Consider the following 18,664-nt stretch of genomic DNA (forward strand, 5'->3'; position numbering starts at 1 on the left):
CCCGGAAGATCTACTTCTCTTTTTCTGTCACATACAGGACCAGGCTGTGGCCAGTCAGCTCATAGCCGTGTTCTTCAGCGATCTGACGCTGTAGCTCCTCAATCTCTTCATTGTGGAACTCGATCACCTTGCCGGTATCGGTACAGACCATATGATCGTGGTGATCGCCTCGGTCCAGCTCAAATACGGAATGGCCACCATCAAAGTTGTGGCGCACAACCAGACCCGCGCTCTCAAACTGGGTTAATACCCGGTAAACGGTTGCCAGACCAACATCCTCTCCCGCTTCCAGCAACAGCTTGTACACATCCTCAGCACTTAAATGCTGCTCACTGGTGTTCTCGAGCAATTGCAGAATTTTTACTCTCGGCAGAGTGACCTTGAGGCCAGCCTTACGCAGTTCCTGGTTTTCGTTCGACATGAATCAATATTTCCTGACAGGATTTCTAAAAGGTATCCGTGCTTGCCAAAGCCCACTATGCCAATCTTCAGACGGTTCCTGACCCTGGAGTCTCGTCTGTCAGCGAGCCAACTCTTCAGGTATTATCCCATGCCCTACGGAGTCAGAGGAACCCCGGACTGCCACTAAGCGCAGAACTGGGAGCTGGAGGAACTTTTTTTCTCCACTTAAGACTAAACTGACTGCTTGTAAGAATTCAGCGAGAGCGCTGCCGTTTGAAACCGAGTAATGGAGCAATGAATGCCGCCTAGTCTGAGATTTCTCACCATCGCCTTCCTGTGCACCCTGTTGGGCGCCTGCACACTGGTAAAATTCCCCGGCGTACACCGTATTGAGGTGCAGCAGGGCAATATTATTACCCAGGACATGGTGGATCAGCTGAAGCCAGGGATGACTCGCCGCCAGGTACAATTTGTCCTGGGCACTCCACTGCTGGAAGACACCTATAACCCCAACCGCTGGGATTACGTGAACCGTCTGCGCGACAAGAAAGGCAAGATCACCCAGAAAACCTTCAGTGTTTACTTTGACGAAGACTCACTCGTAGCCACCAGCGGTGACTGGCAGCCAACAGGCTGGCCCTAAGTAGAGGTTCCCTCGGCACCTTTCCTCTTCTCAGCCATACGTTTGGCCTTCTCGGCGCGCTGTTTGCGCGCCTCTTTGGGATCGGCGATCAGGGGGCGATACACTTCAACCCGGTCCCCGGGTTGCAAGGCATAGCTATCCGCCGGCGGCAACCCCTTACTCCCCAGCACCTGGCCAAAAATTCCCATCTTTGCAGTATCTGGATCAACTTCGGGGTACTCCTTGGGGATTCCCGAACGAATCAACGCCTCCCGTGCAGTAGTACCCTCAGCCACCAACAGACGCATCAGCCGCTGCTCGTGGGGCAGTGCATATACCACTTCTACCGAGATCGTTTTCTTCTCTGTCATTGGGGCTTCCCGTAAACTTCTTCGGCGCGCTCGCACATAACCGCAACCATTTGGTTGGCCAGGTCACTGAAAATTTTTCCCGCTGCCGCCGCGATCAATCGGTTTTTCATCGAAAACGAAAGAGTAAAACTTACCTTACAGGCGTTTTCTGCCAAGGGAGTAAACTCCCACAAACCCTTGAACTGCTCGAAGGGACCATCTACCAAGGTGAGCGTCATAGTCTCGGGACGCACCAGCTGGTTGCGAGTCACAAAGCTCTGCTTGATGCCCGCACGGGACAAAACCAGGCGCGCCTCTAAAGTAGTATCGTCGCTGTGGATAATCTCCGTAGCGCGACAGCCGGGCAAAAACTGCGGGTAACTGGCCACATCATTGACCAGATCAAACATTTGTTCTGCGCTGTACATCACCAACGCGCTGCGTTCTATTTCAGTCATTCCTACTGTCTAATCCAGTCCATCAGGCAAAATTACCTGGGATTGCCATTGAAGGGCTAATTTTGCCAGCCGGCGCTACTCAAGCAAGACAATTCCTGTAACAATCGCATTTTTTACCGGTGGGCAGCCATTTGCCCCAGCCGCAGTATCAAAAACTACAAGCATTCAAAAAATAATAGCGAGAGTACTTATGACCGCAGTGAGAGAGCATTTTGGGTCAAGGCTGGGCTTTATCCTGGCCGCCGCAGGTTCCGCAGTTGGTATTGGCAACCTGGTTGCATTCCCTGTAGCAGCTACCAAAAGTGGAGGTGGCGCCTTCTTACTGGTCTACGCTCTCTTCGTATTCCTGATCTGCCTGCCGGTGATGATGGCCGAACTGGCCATGGGACGCCGCTCTGATAAAGACCCCGTCGGGGCCTATCGCGAGATTTCCAAGGGCTCCAAACTGTGGAGTATCCCCGGTTGGCTAGCCCTGATCACGCCCTTTATGATCGCGGTTTTTTATCTGGTGGTCACCGTTTGGGTAATGGGATACCTGGTAGAAATCTTCTCCGGCAACCTGGATAAGCTCGCCACCCCGGATTTCTTTATCCACTTTATCAACACACCCACGGTATTTATTTACCTGGTTATTCTGATGCTGATCATCAACGCCATTCTCGCTATGGGCGTTAAAGACGGTATTGAACGAGCCGCTAAAACCCTGATGCCCATGCTGTTTGTTATGTTGCTGGGACTCGTGTTCTTTGTACTGACTCTGGAAAATGCCGCCCTCGGTTTGCAGTACTACCTGGTACCCGACTTCAGTAAAATTGATGGTAACGTAATCAGTAAAGCCATGGCCCAGGCCTTCTTCTCCTTATCACTGGGAATGGGCATCATGATTACCTACGGCTCCTACATGAAGAAGAAGGACTCCATCCCTGGTTCTTCCCGTGCCGTAGCCATTACCGATACCCTGGTGGCCTTTACAGCCGGCCTGCTGATTTTGCCGAGTATTTTCCACTTCAATCCACAGATTGATCCCACTGAACTGAGCGATTCCTCAGCGGGCATGATCTTCCTGTTCCTGCCGAAAATTTTCCTCGCACTACAAGACAGCATTGGCTACCTTGGCGCCAGCGCCGTAGCAGCCGTGTTCTTCTTTCTGGTACTGGTTGCCGCAATTACCTCACTGGTTTCCATTATCGAAGTGCCTATCGCCACCCTGCGCGATGAGCGCAACATGGAGCGCAAGAAGGCCATCTATATTGTTGCAGCCGTTCAATTTGTGCTGGCCATCGCTTGCGCCGTATCATTCGGTATGGCCACTTGGTTCACAGAGTTTGTACAACTGGCCGGCGCAAACAAGTCGTTCTTCGATTTGGTGGAGATCATCTTCTACGACACCATCCTGCCTTTAAACGGCCTGCTGGTTTGTCTTTTCGTGATCTACAAATGGAAGAAAGCCAATTTTGATAAAGAGCTGCAAGAAGGTGACAGCGACTTTGCAGGCTCGTTTTCGCAAAAATACGTTAACTTCTCCCTGGGCACTTTTATCCCATTGATACTGCTGCTTATCTTTATCAATACCGTGGCCCTGAAGTTTTTTGGACACAGTTTTATATAGTCACTCGTAGTTTTCATGGCCAAGAAAAAGAAAGCACAAACATCCAATACCATCGCCCTCAACAAGAAGGCCCGCCACGACTATTTCATTGAAGAAAAGTTTGAGGCGGGCGTTGAGATGAAAGGCTGGGAAGTCAAAAGCTGTCGGGAGGGCAAAGCTCAGCTGACCGACAGCTATGTCATTTTCAAAAACGGGGAAGCCTGGCTGCTGGGTGCCAACATCCAACCCTTGCCCAGTGCCTCCACCCATTTTGTCACCGAGCCCGACCGCACCCGTCGCCTGCTGCTCACTAAGCGCGAGCTTTCCAAGCTGATCGCCGCTGTTGAGCAGAAGGGCCACACCGTGGTTGCCACAGCCATGTACTGGAAAGGGCATCTGGTGAAATGTGAAATCTGCCTGGCCAAAGGTAAGGCGAGCCATGACAAGCGCGAGACTGAGAAGAAGCGCGATTGGAACCGCGAAAAGCAGCGCCTAATGCGCTCAGCGCACAAATAGTGCACAGTGAACTATTAGAAGAATAATTACGGGATTTACCATGAGTGCACCGCGAGGACAGTTCAGCTCGAATATTGGCTTTTTGATGGCTGCGGCGGGTTCCGCCGTTGGTCTCGGCAATATTTGGGGTTTTCCGACTAAAGCCGCCAGTAACGGCGGCGCCGCCTTTGTAGTCGCCTATTTATTTCTAGCCTTTGCGCTTGCCTACCCGGCCCTGATGGCCGAACTCACCATCGGCCGCCACGCGCGCCGCAATATGGTGCAGGCGCTGCGCTCCATTTCCAACGGACCCATCAGCCGCTTTTTCGGGGGCCTGACTGGCTTCGGCGGCATTCTGGTAGCCTCCCTGATCCTGAGCTTCTACGCCATTGTCGCGGGCTGGATGGTGGCCCACCTGGCCGAACCTTTCGCCAGTTTGTTCGGCGCCCAAGAGGCGGCCCAATGGCTGGCCGGCAACAGCACCGGCCGCAATATGATCATGACCGCCATCTTCAGTGGCCTCACCATGCTGATTATCGCCAGTGGTGTTGAGAAGGGGATCGAGCGCTGGTCCACCCTGTTGATGCCATCGCTGATCATCCTGTTATTGCTGTTGATCTGCTACGTACTCACCCAGCCCGGCGCCCTGACCGGCCTGGAAGTGTACCTGATGCCCAACTTCGACCACTTCACCCCGGATCTGCTGATCTCCGCCATGGGTCAGGCCTTTTTCTCCCTATCTCTGGGTGTAGGCACCATGCTGATCTACGGCTCCTACCTGAGCCAGCAGGAGAGCCTGCCGCGCCTCGGCGCCTTGGTGACCCTGATTGATGTGGGCATCGCATTTACCGCTGGCCTGCTTATCCTGCCCGCCATGTACGTAGCCCAGGAAGCTGGTACCCAGATCTTCTCTGCCGACGGTTCCCTGATCGCCGGCCCGAGCTTGATTCTGCAAGTGCTGCCCGCGCTGTTCGACACCATGGGTGAAGCCGGGATATTCGTCGCCATCGCCTTCTTCGCGCTTATGGTCATCGCCTCTCTCACCTCTTCCATCTCCATGCTGGAAGTGCCGGTGGCCTTCTCTATCGAGAATCTGAATATCCCCCGCCGCATCGCCACCCCGATTGTTGGCCTGATCATCTTCGGAGTCAGCAGCGGTATCATCTACAACTTCGATGCCCTCTTCGGACTGGCAGTCAGCATCAGCACTGAATACGGCCAGCCCCTGCTCGGCATTGCCCTGTGTATCTTTGCCGGCTGGATCTGGCGCCGCGACCAGCTGCTGAGCGAGCTGAAGAAAGGCCATGAAGACATTGAGCAAACCCTGTTCTGGAAGATCTGGCCCTGGTACGTGCGCATCGTCTGCCCATTATTGATCCTGACCGCCTTCGTACAATCCGTTCAGTAATCTGTCTTCCCTCCCGGCGGTACCTCACCGCCGGAAACCCCCTTCCCACCTAAGCCCTCCCTCAAAGTGCCTGACTAAAGCGACCCTGATCGCTCAAATGCCAATTACATAAAATTTATTGCTAACGTGAATTTTGAGGTATACTTAGGTGACACACATGAGTGTTTCTTATCGGGGATGACTTGGATTCGACGCCGGTTACGAAACCTTGGGTGCATGCCGAGATGGCAGCGAATCTCGTAAATCCAAAGCTGTATTTTATTAGTTGCCAACGACGACAACTACGGTGCCCAACTCGCTGCGTAAGCAGCTTGTGAAGCGCTAACTAAGGGTTCGTCCCTTAGCAGTCTTCAGCAAGGTTCCAGTATCGCGCTGCAGACTGTTATACAGAACTGGATCGCCGCAAGCCATACCCGTGGGTAAGCGGTTAAACAACTTTCGGGATCGCCCTATACGTCCTGACCGCCGGGCTGTAATGGGTTAAATCAATAGACGGAGCTAAGCATGTAGAGCCTCTGGCAGAGTGCTGACGGACGCGGGTTCGACTCCCGCCATCTCCACCAAATTGCTGTCTCAGACAGCCCACGAAAGCCCCGTAAACCTAGTGTTTCCGGGGTTTTTGTTTATCTGGGCCATCCCAATTAATCTAACCCAAATCCAGCCATTTTTAGTGGGGTTAATTGCGGGGGCGAGCAGGTTTGCGCCACTGCCCCACCAAGAAAAAGCACCTGGCAGCAATTGCAGACCCTACTGAAATCGGGCGCCTACTAACTGCCATAGACGACCCCAATAGTAAGAGCAGCCCTAAAACTACCCCCTCTCTTACTCTGCCCGCTAGAGAATTGCGAAAACTTGAGTGGACGGAAATCAATTGGGATGCCAAGCACATAAAACTGCCCAACGAAAAAATGAAAATGGGCCAGCCACACATCAACCCTCTTGCTGAACAGGCTCTAGCCCTGGTCACTGGGCTATGACAATGAAACCATGACCGCCCCGGCTCCCGTACAATGGCCCGTACTCTATTAGACCGCGACACTCGGCAGATTTAATTTAGAATTCGCGTTTTCATCAAGCAAAAACCTGAATGTGGCACATTCATCTCAAATCAGAGAGGTGGAACACATTCTTCAATGGATTTACGAGGATAAAGGGATATGTCCATCAACGAACATGCAACCAAGATACAGGTGAGTCGACTGGTTAACACCGCTCTGACAGCGATTAAGGATAAAGATCCGAGATTTGATCAGACTCTGGTTCGCACCCTGGATCAACTCAACTTAATCAGCCGGAACCTGAATACCGCCAAACATAACGTACAGCACTTTGCTGGAATGATGGCGAGCGGCGCTCATGGACAAAACGCCTACCGAGTCAATCAATCCATGAACTCGAAGCTGAGAACCCTTTCATCACTTGAAGCCTTCCTCGCAGAAGAGTGGAAAAAGCTTGGTAAAGCAGTTGACGCATATAGGACACAGCTACCATGGGAAGGCAAGACCGAATTGGAACTCCTGGATATGCTTGCGGGAGAAATCGAGTCGTTCGATAAATTACTTAAGAAAAACGTCATTCAGGTTCCAAAGCACCAGACCAACCCACACCAAACGATGACCCTTCAAAGAGAAATCACGCAATTAAAGGCAATACCCGCTCATACAGCGCCAAGTATGCTTGTCTTAATTTCCATCGGCCTTCGTTTATTTGCAATGTACGTCGGCTCTAAAAGAGTGAATAGCAATAGATAATCTCGATTTCCCTTTTGGCAGCTCGCTAGGCGCTGGACGTTTTTCATCTGACAGGCTCAATGCCTGTCGGAACCTTCTAAATAAGCGGGGCAAATCAATATTGTGTTAGGAATACCCATATTTCTACCCATTAACCTGCTTAAAACAATACCTTAAAGAACCCACTTAGCCTCTCACCTCAAAAAGAACAAAGCCTCATCAATCATGTGATGCACTCCTTACAATACTCACGAGCTGCACCTATACACGAGAGAAAGGTTTATCAATAATCACGGAGGCCGCTCGCCTGATGACAATTGTTGACACCGATAAAGGTTTTTTTTCACATCAGTAAGAGCCCCGGGAATGCCTGCTGAGCCATGACGCTTAGAGAGTGCCTAGAACAGACACAGTTGAGCTAGATAAACCATACGCCAAATTGGGGATACTTTGCTCTAGTGGTGGGGTTATCTGTGGGGTATCGTGATTAAAGCAAATAAAAACCAAGCAAATTCGGTAGCTATAACCGATTATTCAACTCCGGCTATCTCCACCAAGTTGCTGTCTCAGACAGCCCACGAAAGCCCCGAAAATCTAGTGTTTCTGGGGCTTTTGTTTATTTGGACCATCCCCCATCCAGATCTGGTCTCAAGTTGACAGATTAATAGCAGTGTCACCCTCCACCCCCTCTAGAGGGGATGCCATGCCGCAGCCTAACAGCTAAGCGCGTCCTCAAGCCACCAGATAAAAACTCCATAGAGTCGAATGAGAAAGTGTTGGCTCTCGAAGTGACCCCGACCAGGCCTAAGTGTTACCTATTCCGTTTCCACCTACATAGCAAACGCCGGGAGATGACACTAAGCCTCTATCCAGATGTGAGTCTGGAATGTGCCTGTGAATTTCGTAATTTAGCCCAACAGAATATTGCCGAAAGCATCAGCTTTCTCGATACAAAAACGCATCCGCAAAGAGTCCGCCATAGAGGCCAACCGCAACAGCCTTGCCGCTGTAGGTAATGAGTGACTAGCTGCAAAGCTGGAAATGTAATCACGGCGAACTTTAGTAATCGTTAACGAAAGATCAAATTTCATCCCCGAAGATAGCTTCCTCCCTTGATGGCCTAGCGGTGAACAAAGCTTAAAATTAAAGGGGAGGGCATAGGCAACTCTATTCCAACAAATAACCAGCCAAATTTATTAAAAATTGAAAGGTACGATCAACTAGATAACTTACCAAATTACTCCTTACATCAAGAGTTTTGGTGAGAACACATTACTTAGGGTTAAATGTAACCTGTCTAATTGTCCCAATTTCTTCAAAACTCGACAGTACTGTGACACCGACCAACTTCGAAGTAACCAAATCTAATCTTGACAATTTTTTTAAACCGTAAAACTGCCTCCCTCTAAGTGAGTTCATAGAATCCTTCAATTGGAAGGGTTCCCCTTTCAATGAAAGCAAGGTCTCAAGCACACCATTTGAAAGCTGTAGAAAAGCCAAGAAAGGAAAAATTTTGACAAAGTTTATACAACACATAGATGGGCCTACTCACTCAGATCAAAGTTGAAAAATGGAAATACCAGTGAGAAGTACTAGTATCCACTTTTCGACCGGAAGAGCCCAAACATGACATTTTCATTTAGCTCGTCCGAAATCAATAACCAATCGGGGACAAAAGGTACTTACGGGTTATCGAGAAGGACATTCCGGCAAGGAACAACTAGGAGGACAGAGGGAAAACATATTCTACAAAAATGCTCACAACAGTCTTGTTTAAGTACGACCAATCACTATGGCGCTCCGAAGTAATTAGAAATGAATTCAGTAAGCACAAAAAGCCCTTTCCTGACTTACCGTTACAATGAAATTAACTAACCGGCACTGAAAGTTGAAGCTAAAATCACAAATATCAACACTAAAGTACAAGAGAAACTTATTTATTACTTACCCAGTGGATGGTAAGCTCGTGGCCAAAATTTTAACCGCTTTACTAAAACCTCTAAACATAACGATATTTATTAACGTCGAACTCGCATTAAAAAAGTAAAAAATACGAATTAATCTGCGTTTCTTTTACTACATATAGAATGGTTTAAGTACAGAAAATCGACAAATTTTCCGCGTTCTATTGCGGAAGTTGAGAAGAAAATCACCTGAGAGTCTTTTTCACACCAGTCAGGAAGCCTTTGTGCACTGTATGAGCGTAAGTTGAAATAACAGAAAAATGATATCAACAAAATATAAAGCTTGCACGAGTCACAAATATATTGTATCGCCAAGGATAATGATAAAAAAGCTGTATGAATATGACAGTAAAACCTCTATTGCCTCTACAGCTAAAGATAGCGTTATTCTAACTCCTGTAGATCACCAGAGAATAATCACGATAGCAAGACCTTAGATATAAGGATTAGCATGGCCAAAGAGATTTGATAGCCCAGGAGAGAGAGAAGGTGGCCGAAAGTGCGAAAATAGTTTCGCCCTAGCTGCATCAAAAAAACAATCCCTACCAGTGAGGAAAGAAGCGGATAAGTACTAGCCTAGAGCCGCAGTTAAGCTGTTAATTGATCACCAAAATATTGATTTTTACTATCAAGAAAATTCCCTAAATGTAGAGTGGGCGATGCGATCACACCATTCATTGTCGTATGCACCAGGGATTTAAGGAAATGGATAATTAAGGCACTGGAATCTTTTTATTTCACCCTAAAAAAGCACTTTCATCAACTTCATTAGCCTCTAATCCACTCGCGCTAACAATATGGCTTTGCATACAGTTTGAAAGCTGAAGCTAGCAAGAATGATCTCGTAGTCCCACGCCGCCCAGTAATGGACGTGGGTATTTGTTTTTTGTCAGGGTCGACTACTTAAATAGGAGGTTTACTATGCGTGTCAAACCGATTCTGCTGTATCTGGCATCGACCGCCTTGGTTGCATTACAGCAACCCGCAGCAGCCAACTCCGGGGAAAAAGCTTCAGAGTCTCGAGTTCCGCGATTAAGCGTACCCCACGAAGGCACACTTCAGGCGGAGCACAACAAGCAAGCCTGGCCAGAGGTGATCAGATATCGTCCGGATGAAGAGGTGCGCATCATCATCGAACTGCACGGGCCTTCTGCTGCGGAGCAGGCCGGCTTGCGTGCATCCGGCGCTATCGGTACACGGCGGGATATGCGCGCTTTCGTCGCCCGACAACAAGAGTTGGGCCTGCGCCAGCAGCAAATGGTCGCCAAACTTCAACAGCGCAAGCTGATCGCGGGCCACAGCCACCGCTTTACTCGTGCAGTCAACGCCATCAGCGCAACCGCCAGGGTGGACCAGCTGCCCGCTATCGCCGCCATGCCAGAGGTGCGCGCGGTAACCCGGGACCGGCAGGTGCGCGCTTTTCAGGCCGGTAGTCCACAGCAGGTCCGCGCCCCCGAGGTGTGGGCAATGCGCGATTCGCAGGACAGGGCCGTCAAAGGACAAGGGACCAGCATCGCCATTATCGATACCGGTATTGATTACACCCACGAAGACCTGGGCGGCTGTTTGGGCAGCGGCTGCCGCGTGGTCGGTGGCTACGATTTCGTGAACGGTGATAGTGATCCGATGGACGACGACTTCCACGGTACTATGGTGGCCGGCGTGGCTGCGGCGGTGGCACCCGAAGCCAAGCTCTACGCCTACAAGGCGCTGGATAGCTATGGCTTTGGTAGCGAGAGCGACATCATCGCCGCCATTGAGGCTGCGCTGGACCCAGACGGAGATCCGCAAACGGACGACGCAGTGGACGTGATCAATCTGAGCCTGGGCGGCGCCGGTGGAAACAACTCGGTTGTGTCCGTCGCCGCCAACAATGCCATGCGCGCCGGTGTCGTAGTGGTCGCCGCCGCCGGCAACGACGGCCCCCTTCTCAACTCCATTGGCAGTCCCGGTTCCGCAGAGGAAATAATTACCGTGGGCGCGGTGGATGGGGCGGGCAACCTGGCGGACTTCAGTTCTCGAGGCATGTTCGGTACCAGCCTGGACCTGAGCAGCAATAGCATCAAGCCGGAGATACTCGCACCAGGTGTAGACATCACCAGTACCAACCTGGGAGGTGGCCTCCGCACCGAATCCGGTACTTCTTTTGCCGCGCCCCATGTGGCAGGCGCTGCGGCGCTACTGCGCCAGCTGCATCCTGAACTAACCAGCGCTGAGATCAAGGCGCTACTGGTCAACCGCGCCTCGCCGGTGGCCGGCAAAATGGCCGAGGTGGGCAACGGGCAATTGGATGCCTTCGCAGCTGCAAGCGCGCGTTTCCTGGTCAGCCCACCAACTCTCTATGCAGGGCACTTTGGACAAGGTGCTCACAGCCAGAGATCCCTGCAGGTGACGATTAAAAACCTAAGCGCTTCTGTAGAATTCGCAGTTGCGGACGGGGGTACTTTCCCCGCTGGCGCCGACTTGGATCTTTCCACCGACCAGTTCGATTTGGAAGTGGGCTCGAGCAGAGCCGAGCTCGTCGACCTAAATGTCGATCACAGTCAGGTGCCCTACCACGAACCGTTGGAAGTCGCCTACGATTCGACACTTGAATATTTATCCGGCGATGAGCGGGTACGCCTGCCAGTGGCCTTCCATCGCGCGGAGGTGCTGAAGATGCGTGAATCCGAGGCGCCGGGAGAATACTGGTCCTATTCCGCATTTTTGTTCAATGAGGGCTGGTCTGCTCGGGAGCAGCTCTCCAATTTCGAAAGTGCTGAACCGGTCCTGCATATGGCGGTGCGTGACGAGCCTATTAATATTCTGTTCGGGACGGACGTCTTTGCCGATGGAGAGCAGTATGACGTCTGGCACGCGTTTGAGAATCGACACGTGTCCGATGGTGAACTAGTCGTGCCTGCTAGAGTTCGGGGGGCTGGTATTCCCCCTCTACAAACAGAAAGCGGCGAGACGCTCCTGTTTATGGATCAGGCACTTGAGCTCACCTACCCCGATATTCCCGAATTCGCCTTACACCTGAATTACAGTGGGGATGTGCCGATGAAAACCCTGCGCAACCTATCCGATAACTTCCATATTACCTATATAGGTCTGGCGGAAGAAGGGAACGCGCACCCACAGGACCGCAAGCTATATACGGTTAAGCACGGACAACAAGGCATGCCCGAAGATCTGCACTTCGATCTCAGTAATCCCGGTAGTGTGCAGTTGCTAATCGGCAACCCAATCTGGAATCAGGAGGGATATGCCATAGGTCACGGGCTTCCAATGTACGAGGTAGCTTTGAACTGGTGGACGACGCCGGGAGAGCTGACCCATAAATCGTCATTGCTTACCCTGCATGGCCACGAGGAGGATATAACCGCTTGGCCAGCATTTTTGAATTTGCATGTGCCACTGGGGGAAGATTGGGCCACGGAGACCCACAGCAACGATATTTCCATTGGTCGCACGGTCTACCGCAAGCTGCGACGTAGCGATGAAGACTTCACTACCCCCGAGGTAATACTGGAGCGGTCCAGTGGAATCATGCTTATGGGCCAAGGACCCATCTACTTTGCCGGGGGCTTGCGCAATGAGGAAGGCGATCACCGCTTGCTTCCCAGCCAAATCGGCAACATTTCTTCGAGCTGGATAATGGACAGCTGGGGCAATGGCTATAGACCAGAGTCCAGATACCGCGCCCTATGTCTGCCCGGCAATAATGAGTTGAGCAGCGGCGACTTTATTCCAGAGTACCTGTTCTTCGCCGACAGCCAATGTACCTCTGTGCAAGTGGATTTCGAGTACACCACGTATCTCGGTGAAGATGAATATACCTCCAGCGCTCGGGTGCAACTCAACAATCTGGACGGTGCCGCCGCGCCGCGCATTGCTATGCTGGAACTGCTGGACGACGGCGTAATTTCGCACTATGCGCGCCGCAACGCCAAGCTGTATTTGTCCTTCGAAAGCCAATTGCCGCTCGACTCTGTGACCACCGAGATGGCGCTGGACGGGGGTGATTGGTTATCGCTAGAAACCACACCAGAAGACGGTCGCTACCTTACCCTGCTGCCCGAAGTGTCGGAATCCTCCGTCGTCGACCTTCGCATTGCCGCCACAGACGATGCCGGCAACAGTGTTCAGAACACGATTCGCGGCGCCTTTGTACTGGGCTTGGATGCGGCAACGGTAGTGGATACCGATAATGACGGCGCTGTAGACAGCGAAGATGCCCAGCCCTTTAACCCCCGCTTCCAGCAGGGATCGAGTTCCGGTGTGAAGTTTAATTCGGGAACTGCGAGCGATCTCGAGGCAAGTCCCGGCGAGAAGGATGTGGTGGTACAGGTATTTAGCCTGGAGACGGACGTGGAATCGGAACTCAACACCCTGACCTTACAAGCATCCGGCAGCGGGGATGACGGACTGGAGATCGTCCAAGCAAAACTCTACCTGGATAAAAACAGCGACGGAGCCCTGAATGAGAGTGACACCATGCTTGCCAGCAGCGAGTTTGAAGCAGATGACAGCGAGCTGACTTTCCAAGTCGACCTGCCGGGACCGCTGGCGCTGAAGTCTGGCGTGAGCCATTTCATCGTCACTTACGATTTTGTGCAATGAAGGAGCGCAAACTAATGAACGGGAAAAACTTCATACTCAAATCTGCGGTCTCAGCTCTACTGCTATTAGCCCTGAGTGCGTGTGGCGGCGGGGGCGGTGGCAGTTCCAGTAGTTCCAATAGCGGCGGCGGTTCCGGTGGTTCCGAATCCAAAACCTTCTCTAGCAGTATTACCGCCGTGAATATTAGCCGAAAGGACAGCGGTGATTCGCTGCCGGTATCTGGATTGCCTAGTGAAGGTGCAGAAATTACGCTAAGCAAATGAATTGCTTTTGGGTATAGGGAGTCTGAAAACCCTTTTTGCCACCTACGAGTAAATGCCAACTATAGCGTTCCACTTTGGATTCTGTCGCAAACTTTGCGACAGAATCCAACAATAGTCACTCTATAACTTTGCTCAAAGATATCTTTAGCTGTTTAGAATTTCTTAGCCTTCTCACCACAGCTAGTTAGTACATCACAATCAAAGGCTTATTATTTCGTTAACCTGAGCAGAAACCTTATCAAAGAAGGGGCTTGGATACCCCAATTATTGGACCCGGCCAGCTCTCAGGAGCATCAGCCAATCAGCACCCTACACAACTCGCACCTGCACAAAAATAGCCCCCAACTCCCGTAGTTTGCTCTATTAGGTAGACTCATTAACGGGCTATCAAATGCACGAAACTTTCAACTTGTATTTACCAAAAAAATATTTTCAACCTTTAACATCTCCTCTAAAGCGAAAATGCCAGCATCTAGGTTAGCCTTTTTTATCATTTGCCTGTGCTATATTCCGAGAAAATACCCCTTCCTCTCGCAGAATCTTTTCGGTTAGCTCTTGTACTTTTTAGGTACAACTTAGCGATAAATTCCAGAATTAAATTTATTACCTAGGGTAAGAGCCGCACTAGTGGAAAACCCAAATCTACTAATAATAGACTTTGCCTTGGCTGTCAGTGATATATCAATAAAGCTCTACACTCTATACTTCAAGCGCCCTTAAAAAATTAAATAAAGGACTGCCATGAGAAAATCTGAGCACGAAGCGTTTATGCAAGCAGCCATTGAGGAAGCGCGTAAGGGCTTGGCCGCAGGAGGTGTTCCCACCGGCTGTGTAGTAGTGCGTGATGGAGAAATTATCGGCAGAGGCCACAATCAGCGTATCCAACAGGATAGTGTTATCAAGCATGCTGAAATGGACGCATTGGAAAAGGCTGGAAGGTTACGAGCAGTCGAGTATCAAAAGTGTACGCTTTATACGACCCTTTCGCCCTGCCCTATGTGCAGCGGAGCCATACGTCTATACGGCATTAGGAATATTGTTATCGGTGAAAACAAAACCTTTCAGGGAGATGAACTGTTACTCAGATCTGAAGGCATAAGCCTAACCATCCTAAATAATTCTGACTGCATTAATCTTATGAATAAATTTATCCAGCAGCACCCTGAAATCTGGCATGAAGATATTGGCGAGTAAAAAATATAAAAATATTGAATAAAAGTGGAATTAAATTAAAAACAACAAAATAATCATTGCCGCACCTAGAGAATGAGCATTCAACCCCTCGATTTTATGAGTACCCCACTATCCAAAGCCTCGCTACAGAGCGAGCTAGAAATACGTGATTAAAAGAAAACCCAGCTAACACAGAGTCGGAATTAATTAGGTCAGTATGTTGACTAGCTTCTACCAGATAGGCTTTAGATCTTTTCTTTTATCATTTAGCCCAGAGTCGTGCAGGTTTCCCACCATGAATATCGTGCCACATCGCATTTTCACCCCCAACTAAAAAGCCCAGTCTTATCCGGCTCATCAAAATCTGATAACAGCTTTTTGGCACGTTATTTAGCCCTCTCCTTCCTCCGCTTTTCATATCCAAGGGGACGTTCTTGATCTGTCACACAATACTCATCCAGTAGCAATAACCTCGAGAGCTATGGAAAAAGCCTTTGCTGCTGCAATAGTCCCGTAACTTTTCACCGAAAGATTCCTTATAGAACATCCCAATAACGGCGCAAAAAATGTTATCAAACAAAAGACATCAACATTTACCCTGATAATGCCTTCGACCTTGTTGGCTGGTGCCCTTTTGAAGAGTAACTTAGGGCGGGTGGCAATTTTCTAGTAGGCCTGATGTTCGATTGCCGCATCAAAGAAGGCTCGTGGTGTTACCCGGCCACTCGCCTTTTCAAAAAAATCAAACTAATGAAGATTACGGAGCATCATCATGGAAGAGACTCTCACACTCTCTCCCGACAGCCTGCAGCGCCGACTCAAAAAGCAAACCGCGTCCCTCACACTCTCTCCTGACGACCTGCAGCGCCTGCTAGGCAAGCAAGCCACACAATTAAATAATTCGACCTCTCTCTCTTTCGAATTCACACCAACATCTCAAACAGACCCACTGCGACGAGATCCCACCCTGAGCAACCTATTGCAACATGAAGCTCGCATGCTTGAGTGGCTCAGTGAATCTGAAGGCAATGCACGTCAGTTCGCGCTCGACCCAATTTCTACCTTTCAGCGGGTATGCGACCCGAGCCCCGAGCTGGTCGAGGAGCTGCGCGGCCTGTTTGACCGAGAAGAGCCAAGCGACTTAATTGAAGAAGAAATTGAAGAGCAGCAAGGTCTTCAAGAAGTTGAATCCTCGCCAGATCCGGACCTTTCACAAGGCTGGGACTTGATCGGTGCCTCGACCCAAGGAGCGGTCAACAATTGGATTAGCGAGATCTTCGAAGGCGACTCCGGCCAATGGTCCTTCAGCGGAAGTGTCGGCAAGGGCCCCGCCAAGGTTCGCTACGAGTTCGCATTTGATTGTCCCGCCTTCATCGCTCCCGAAGACCAAAAGGCGACGCTCGACCTGCCCATCACAGGGTTCATCAAATTCCCAGGTATCACAAGCAACATCGAAGATGCACAGGGCCAAAGCCCCGGTCACGCCCGGCTCGTTCTTGACCTCGACAAAATGCAAGCCAGCGCCAGCATCAACCACTATGGGCAAGTCACCGTGACCATCAAGAAGCCCAACTGGGACATGATGGAACTTGACCTCAGCGATATTCAACTTTCAAAGTCGATCAAGGGCCTCGACATTACCGACGCGATGAAAGGAGCAGTCGACCAACTCATCTCAAGTTTTGATTGGCCCATCAAGTACACGGTTGCTCAACACACCCCTCTGCCCGCCGGGAACCTGGATATCGGGGTGATGTACACAGCCTTTGATGGCAACTCCGACTCAAACCTGTTCGGACTTGGGATATGCCGTGGGAATCGCCAGCCAATAGACGCGCTTCTACCACAGACTGTCCCTAGCAACTGTACATCGGCACTCATCGTATCCAACGACATCATTTTGACTTCGGTGGCTGCGGCGATTGCTGAAGCAACGCCACTGACCTCATCGCAGCTGACGGTGACCGATACCTACCCCGAAAAAATGTACCTCAACACAGACGTCGAGGATGTGATTGAGGGTGCGCATATCAAAATCAAAGAAAATAACCTCCAAGCGGCGTTCAACAACGACGGCGATCTTGTTATCAGTGCCGACATCAGAGTGAAGCGTGGGGCCATGACCCTGTGGGTCTACCAGACCTTAAAGCTCTCTGCGACGATAAGCTTCAACGCCTACGACGATGTGCTCAACATTCAGGTGAAGACCAAAGCGAAGCTCCCCTTCTGGTGGGCATTCGTTCCGCTTGGCTGGGTCATTCAATTGATCATCTCAATTTTGAGTTCGAAGAAAGGGAGTGTCGACATCGCGATTCCCGGCTTTCAGGTCAAGAAGACGAATTCGCCCGCTTATCTCCAGGTTGGCGGTGACTGGGCCTATATGCCAATCAAGCTTCATTCCACCCCAATCGCGCCTCCGAATATTCAGATGATGCACATCAATCAGCAGCTGGATGAAAACGGCGGAAGGTTCCGGTTTGACTTCAGCAGATACGGCTCAGAAGTGACGAGCTTCATCGTTGCCGCCACCTACTGGTTCTTCAAATACGAAGGAAGTACGGACCACCAGACGCAAACGCTGGGCCTGTCACTAACCCAGGTTCACAACAAGAATGCCGTCCTCACCGTCACTCCTGACGCCACCTTGTTCGGCCAGAAGAAAGGTTTAAGCCCCTCAGACTCCCAATTGACATTGTCCTGCATCGCAGTGGTCGACGGTCCTAAAGACGGTGTGATCCTACCGAGAACCATCACCGATATCCCCGATGAATCAACCAGCCCATACATCCCCCTCGATGAGCCAGAGGCTTATGCTGCCCTTGGAGGCTGGGCGTGCGAGTACCACAAGGACAACGACCCGAGCGAACCCCCAAAGTCACACCACGTTCGCACCATTGAGCTCGATGCAACCACCGCGGTTCCTAACAACTACGAAGTGGGTATCCAATCGACTGCACAGATGCACGATGACTCAGGCAACAATGCCATCGCATCAATTGATGGCAATCTCATCGAGCTGAGCAAGAGCCCCCCTTTGATCGCAAAGTACGTGACAAACCTCCAAAGCACGAGTGATGACGTCCCTGTTGAGATGGGCCAGCCCATAAGCGACGCGGTAGTATTCCTGTCTGGCTATCGCGTCCACTACGACAGCAGTGACCACGACATCCGGCAAGTCGGCGGAGGTTCGGAAACCTATTCCACGTCAGGCTCGCAGGTCATACTGCACAATCCACACGCACTGATCGGCGACGGCGACTCGGGAAACAGCAAGCACACTCAAGAAAACAGTGAATCGCATGTGTCGTTCCTAATTATCGCGGTACCGGAGTAATTCGCGCGGTTGCTCGGGTGGCCACTATACGCCCGGGCAACCTATGCGGTTTCTGCGACGGTGTACGCGCCCAGTCTTTTTTGGATGACGCACCGTCGATGACCCATGACAAACCGTAGTGGCCCGCAATTTTTTAGCGAAAAGTAAGTGGTGTGCGAACTAAGTACTGTATTGAATACAGTGATTTATGTACCGCTTACTTTGCAACGGCGTATAGAGCCTTCACCCTCAAAAGCTTTAGGGGCTATCTCAGAGGTTGTATAGGAGTTCAG

The 18,664-nt window shown here is 50.7% G+C and carries 15 protein-coding genes, 1 other RNA gene and 1 pseudogene; 12 read left to right on the top strand and 5 right to left on the bottom strand.

Annotated elements, in window-relative coordinates:
* Window positions 1–10: 10 nt before the first annotated feature.
* Complete coding sequence (gene fur / locus BTJ40_RS18450) at window positions 11–421, bottom strand: ferric iron uptake transcriptional regulator (protein WP_108734449.1); 411 nt, start codon at window positions 419–421, stop codon at window positions 11–13.
* A gap of 279 nt (window positions 422–700) precedes the next feature.
* Here fur and BTJ40_RS18455 point away from each other — a divergent pair, with 279 nt between their 5' ends.
* Window positions 701–1,045: an outer membrane protein assembly factor BamE gene (locus BTJ40_RS18455; RefSeq protein ID WP_108734450.1), complete on the top strand. Its 345-nt coding sequence runs from the start codon at window positions 701–703 to the stop codon at window positions 1,043–1,045.
* On the opposite strand, the gene BTJ40_RS18460 is transcribed toward BTJ40_RS18455, so the two are convergent.
* Together BTJ40_RS18460 and BTJ40_RS18465 are read right to left on the bottom strand one after the other, a co-directional pair.
* On the bottom strand, window positions 1,042–1,395 hold the full coding sequence (locus tag BTJ40_RS18460; protein ID WP_108734451.1) for an RnfH family protein: 354 nt from the start codon (window positions 1,393–1,395) through the stop codon (window positions 1,042–1,044). The genes BTJ40_RS18455 and BTJ40_RS18460 overlap by 4 nt on opposite strands.
* A complete protein-coding gene (locus tag BTJ40_RS18465) occupies window positions 1,392–1,832 on the bottom strand; it encodes a type II toxin-antitoxin system RatA family toxin (protein ID WP_108734452.1) in 441 nt (146 codons plus the stop codon). The genes BTJ40_RS18460 and BTJ40_RS18465 overlap by 4 nt, the downstream gene beginning before the upstream one ends.
* 190 nt (window positions 1,833–2,022) lie before the next feature.
* Here BTJ40_RS18465 and BTJ40_RS18470 point away from each other — a divergent pair, with 190 nt between their 5' ends.
* The 7 genes and pseudogenes from BTJ40_RS18470 to BTJ40_RS23215 all read left to right on the top strand — a co-directional run.
* Window positions 2,023–3,441, top strand: coding sequence for a sodium-dependent transporter (locus BTJ40_RS18470; RefSeq protein ID WP_108734453.1), 1,419 nt, complete (start codon window positions 2,023–2,025; stop codon window positions 3,439–3,441).
* 15 nt (window positions 3,442–3,456) lie between these two features.
* Window positions 3,457–3,936, top strand: a complete 480-nt coding sequence (gene smpB / locus BTJ40_RS18475) for an SsrA-binding protein SmpB (RefSeq protein ID WP_108734454.1) — start codon at window positions 3,457–3,459, stop codon at window positions 3,934–3,936.
* Window positions 3,937–3,976: 40 nt separating this feature from the next.
* Window positions 3,977–5,323, top strand: a complete 1,347-nt coding sequence (locus BTJ40_RS18480) for a sodium-dependent transporter (RefSeq protein WP_108734455.1) — start codon at window positions 3,977–3,979, stop codon at window positions 5,321–5,323.
* A 173-nt stretch (window positions 5,324–5,496) separates the two neighbouring features.
* Window positions 5,497–5,886, top strand: a transfer-messenger RNA (tmRNA) gene (ssrA, locus tag BTJ40_RS18485).
* A 135-nt stretch (window positions 5,887–6,021) separates the two neighbouring features.
* Window positions 6,022–6,300: a hypothetical protein gene (locus BTJ40_RS18490; RefSeq protein ID WP_157954157.1), complete on the top strand. Its 279-nt coding sequence runs from the start codon at window positions 6,022–6,024 to the stop codon at window positions 6,298–6,300.
* Between the two features lie 180 nt (window positions 6,301–6,480).
* Complete coding sequence (locus tag BTJ40_RS18495; protein WP_108734457.1) at window positions 6,481–7,074, top strand: hypothetical protein; 594 nt, start codon at window positions 6,481–6,483, stop codon at window positions 7,072–7,074.
* 677 nt (window positions 7,075–7,751) lie between these two features.
* A pseudogene (locus BTJ40_RS23215) lies at window positions 7,752–7,937 on the top strand (Arm DNA-binding domain-containing protein); the annotation flags it as partial.
* Window positions 7,938–7,961: 24 nt separating this feature from the next.
* Here the strand turns inward: BTJ40_RS23215 and BTJ40_RS18500 are convergent.
* Both BTJ40_RS18500 and BTJ40_RS22860 read right to left on the bottom strand, forming a co-directional pair.
* Entirely contained in the window at window positions 7,962–8,144 is a 183-nt protein-coding gene (locus BTJ40_RS18500) for a hypothetical protein (protein WP_108734458.1), read from the bottom strand.
* A gap of 1,905 nt (window positions 8,145–10,049) precedes the next feature.
* A complete protein-coding gene (locus BTJ40_RS22860; RefSeq protein WP_238152241.1) occupies window positions 10,050–10,661 on the bottom strand; it encodes a hypothetical protein in 612 nt (203 codons plus the stop codon).
* Here BTJ40_RS22860 and BTJ40_RS18505 point away from each other — a divergent pair.
* The 4 genes from BTJ40_RS18505 to BTJ40_RS18520 all read left to right on the top strand — a co-directional run bounded on the left by BTJ40_RS18505 (window position 10,572) and on the right by BTJ40_RS18520 (window position 18,392).
* Window positions 10,572–13,622: a S8 family serine peptidase gene (locus BTJ40_RS18505; RefSeq protein WP_238152230.1), complete on the top strand. Its 3,051-nt coding sequence runs from the start codon at window positions 10,572–10,574 to the stop codon at window positions 13,620–13,622. The genes BTJ40_RS22860 and BTJ40_RS18505 overlap by 90 nt on opposite strands.
* Window positions 13,623–13,636: 14 nt before the next feature.
* Window positions 13,637–13,885, top strand: a complete 249-nt coding sequence (locus tag BTJ40_RS18510; RefSeq protein WP_157954158.1) for a hypothetical protein — start codon at window positions 13,637–13,639, stop codon at window positions 13,883–13,885.
* A gap of 741 nt (window positions 13,886–14,626) precedes the next feature.
* Complete coding sequence (locus BTJ40_RS18515) at window positions 14,627–15,079, top strand: nucleoside deaminase (protein WP_108734461.1); 453 nt, start codon at window positions 14,627–14,629, stop codon at window positions 15,077–15,079.
* Window positions 15,080–15,830: 751 nt separating this feature from the next.
* On the top strand, window positions 15,831–18,392 hold the full coding sequence (locus BTJ40_RS18520; RefSeq protein WP_108734462.1) for a hypothetical protein: 2,562 nt from the start codon (window positions 15,831–15,833) through the stop codon (window positions 18,390–18,392).
* Window positions 18,393–18,664: the final 272 nt, after the last annotated feature.

The organism is Microbulbifer sp. A4B17 (genome assembly GCF_003076275.1).
In the GTDB taxonomy this organism is placed as follows: domain Bacteria; phylum Pseudomonadota; class Gammaproteobacteria; order Pseudomonadales; family Cellvibrionaceae; genus Microbulbifer.

What these genes read in the sequence shown, in the direction of transcription:
- BTJ40_RS18500 (WP_108734458.1), bottom strand. Translation starts at nt 8,144, where the DNA reads ATGAAATTTGATCTTTCGTTAACGATTACTAAAGTTCGCCGTGATTAC.
- smpB (WP_108734454.1), top strand. Translation starts at nt 3,457, where the DNA reads ATGGCCAAGAAAAAGAAAGCACAAACATCCAATACCATCGCCCTCAAC.
- BTJ40_RS18470 (WP_108734453.1), top strand. Translation starts at nt 2,023, where the DNA reads ATGACCGCAGTGAGAGAGCATTTTGGGTCAAGGCTGGGCTTTATCCTG.
- BTJ40_RS18460 (WP_108734451.1), bottom strand. Translation starts at nt 1,395, where the DNA reads ATGACAGAGAAGAAAACGATCTCGGTAGAAGTGGTATATGCACTGCCC.
- fur (WP_108734449.1), bottom strand. Translation starts at nt 421, where the DNA reads ATGTCGAACGAAAACCAGGAACTGCGTAAGGCTGGCCTCAAGGTCACT.
- BTJ40_RS18495 (WP_108734457.1), top strand. Translation starts at nt 6,481, where the DNA reads ATGTCCATCAACGAACATGCAACCAAGATACAGGTGAGTCGACTGGTT.
- BTJ40_RS18480 (WP_108734455.1), top strand. Translation starts at nt 3,977, where the DNA reads ATGAGTGCACCGCGAGGACAGTTCAGCTCGAATATTGGCTTTTTGATG.
- BTJ40_RS18465 (WP_108734452.1), bottom strand. Translation starts at nt 1,832, where the DNA reads ATGACTGAAATAGAACGCAGCGCGTTGGTGATGTACAGCGCAGAACAA.
- BTJ40_RS18515 (WP_108734461.1), top strand. Translation starts at nt 14,627, where the DNA reads ATGAGAAAATCTGAGCACGAAGCGTTTATGCAAGCAGCCATTGAGGAA.
- BTJ40_RS18520 (WP_108734462.1), top strand. Translation starts at nt 15,831, where the DNA reads ATGGAAGAGACTCTCACACTCTCTCCCGACAGCCTGCAGCGCCGACTC.
- BTJ40_RS18510 (WP_157954158.1), top strand. Translation starts at nt 13,637, where the DNA reads ATGAACGGGAAAAACTTCATACTCAAATCTGCGGTCTCAGCTCTACTG.
- BTJ40_RS18455 (WP_108734450.1), top strand. Translation starts at nt 701, where the DNA reads ATGCCGCCTAGTCTGAGATTTCTCACCATCGCCTTCCTGTGCACCCTG.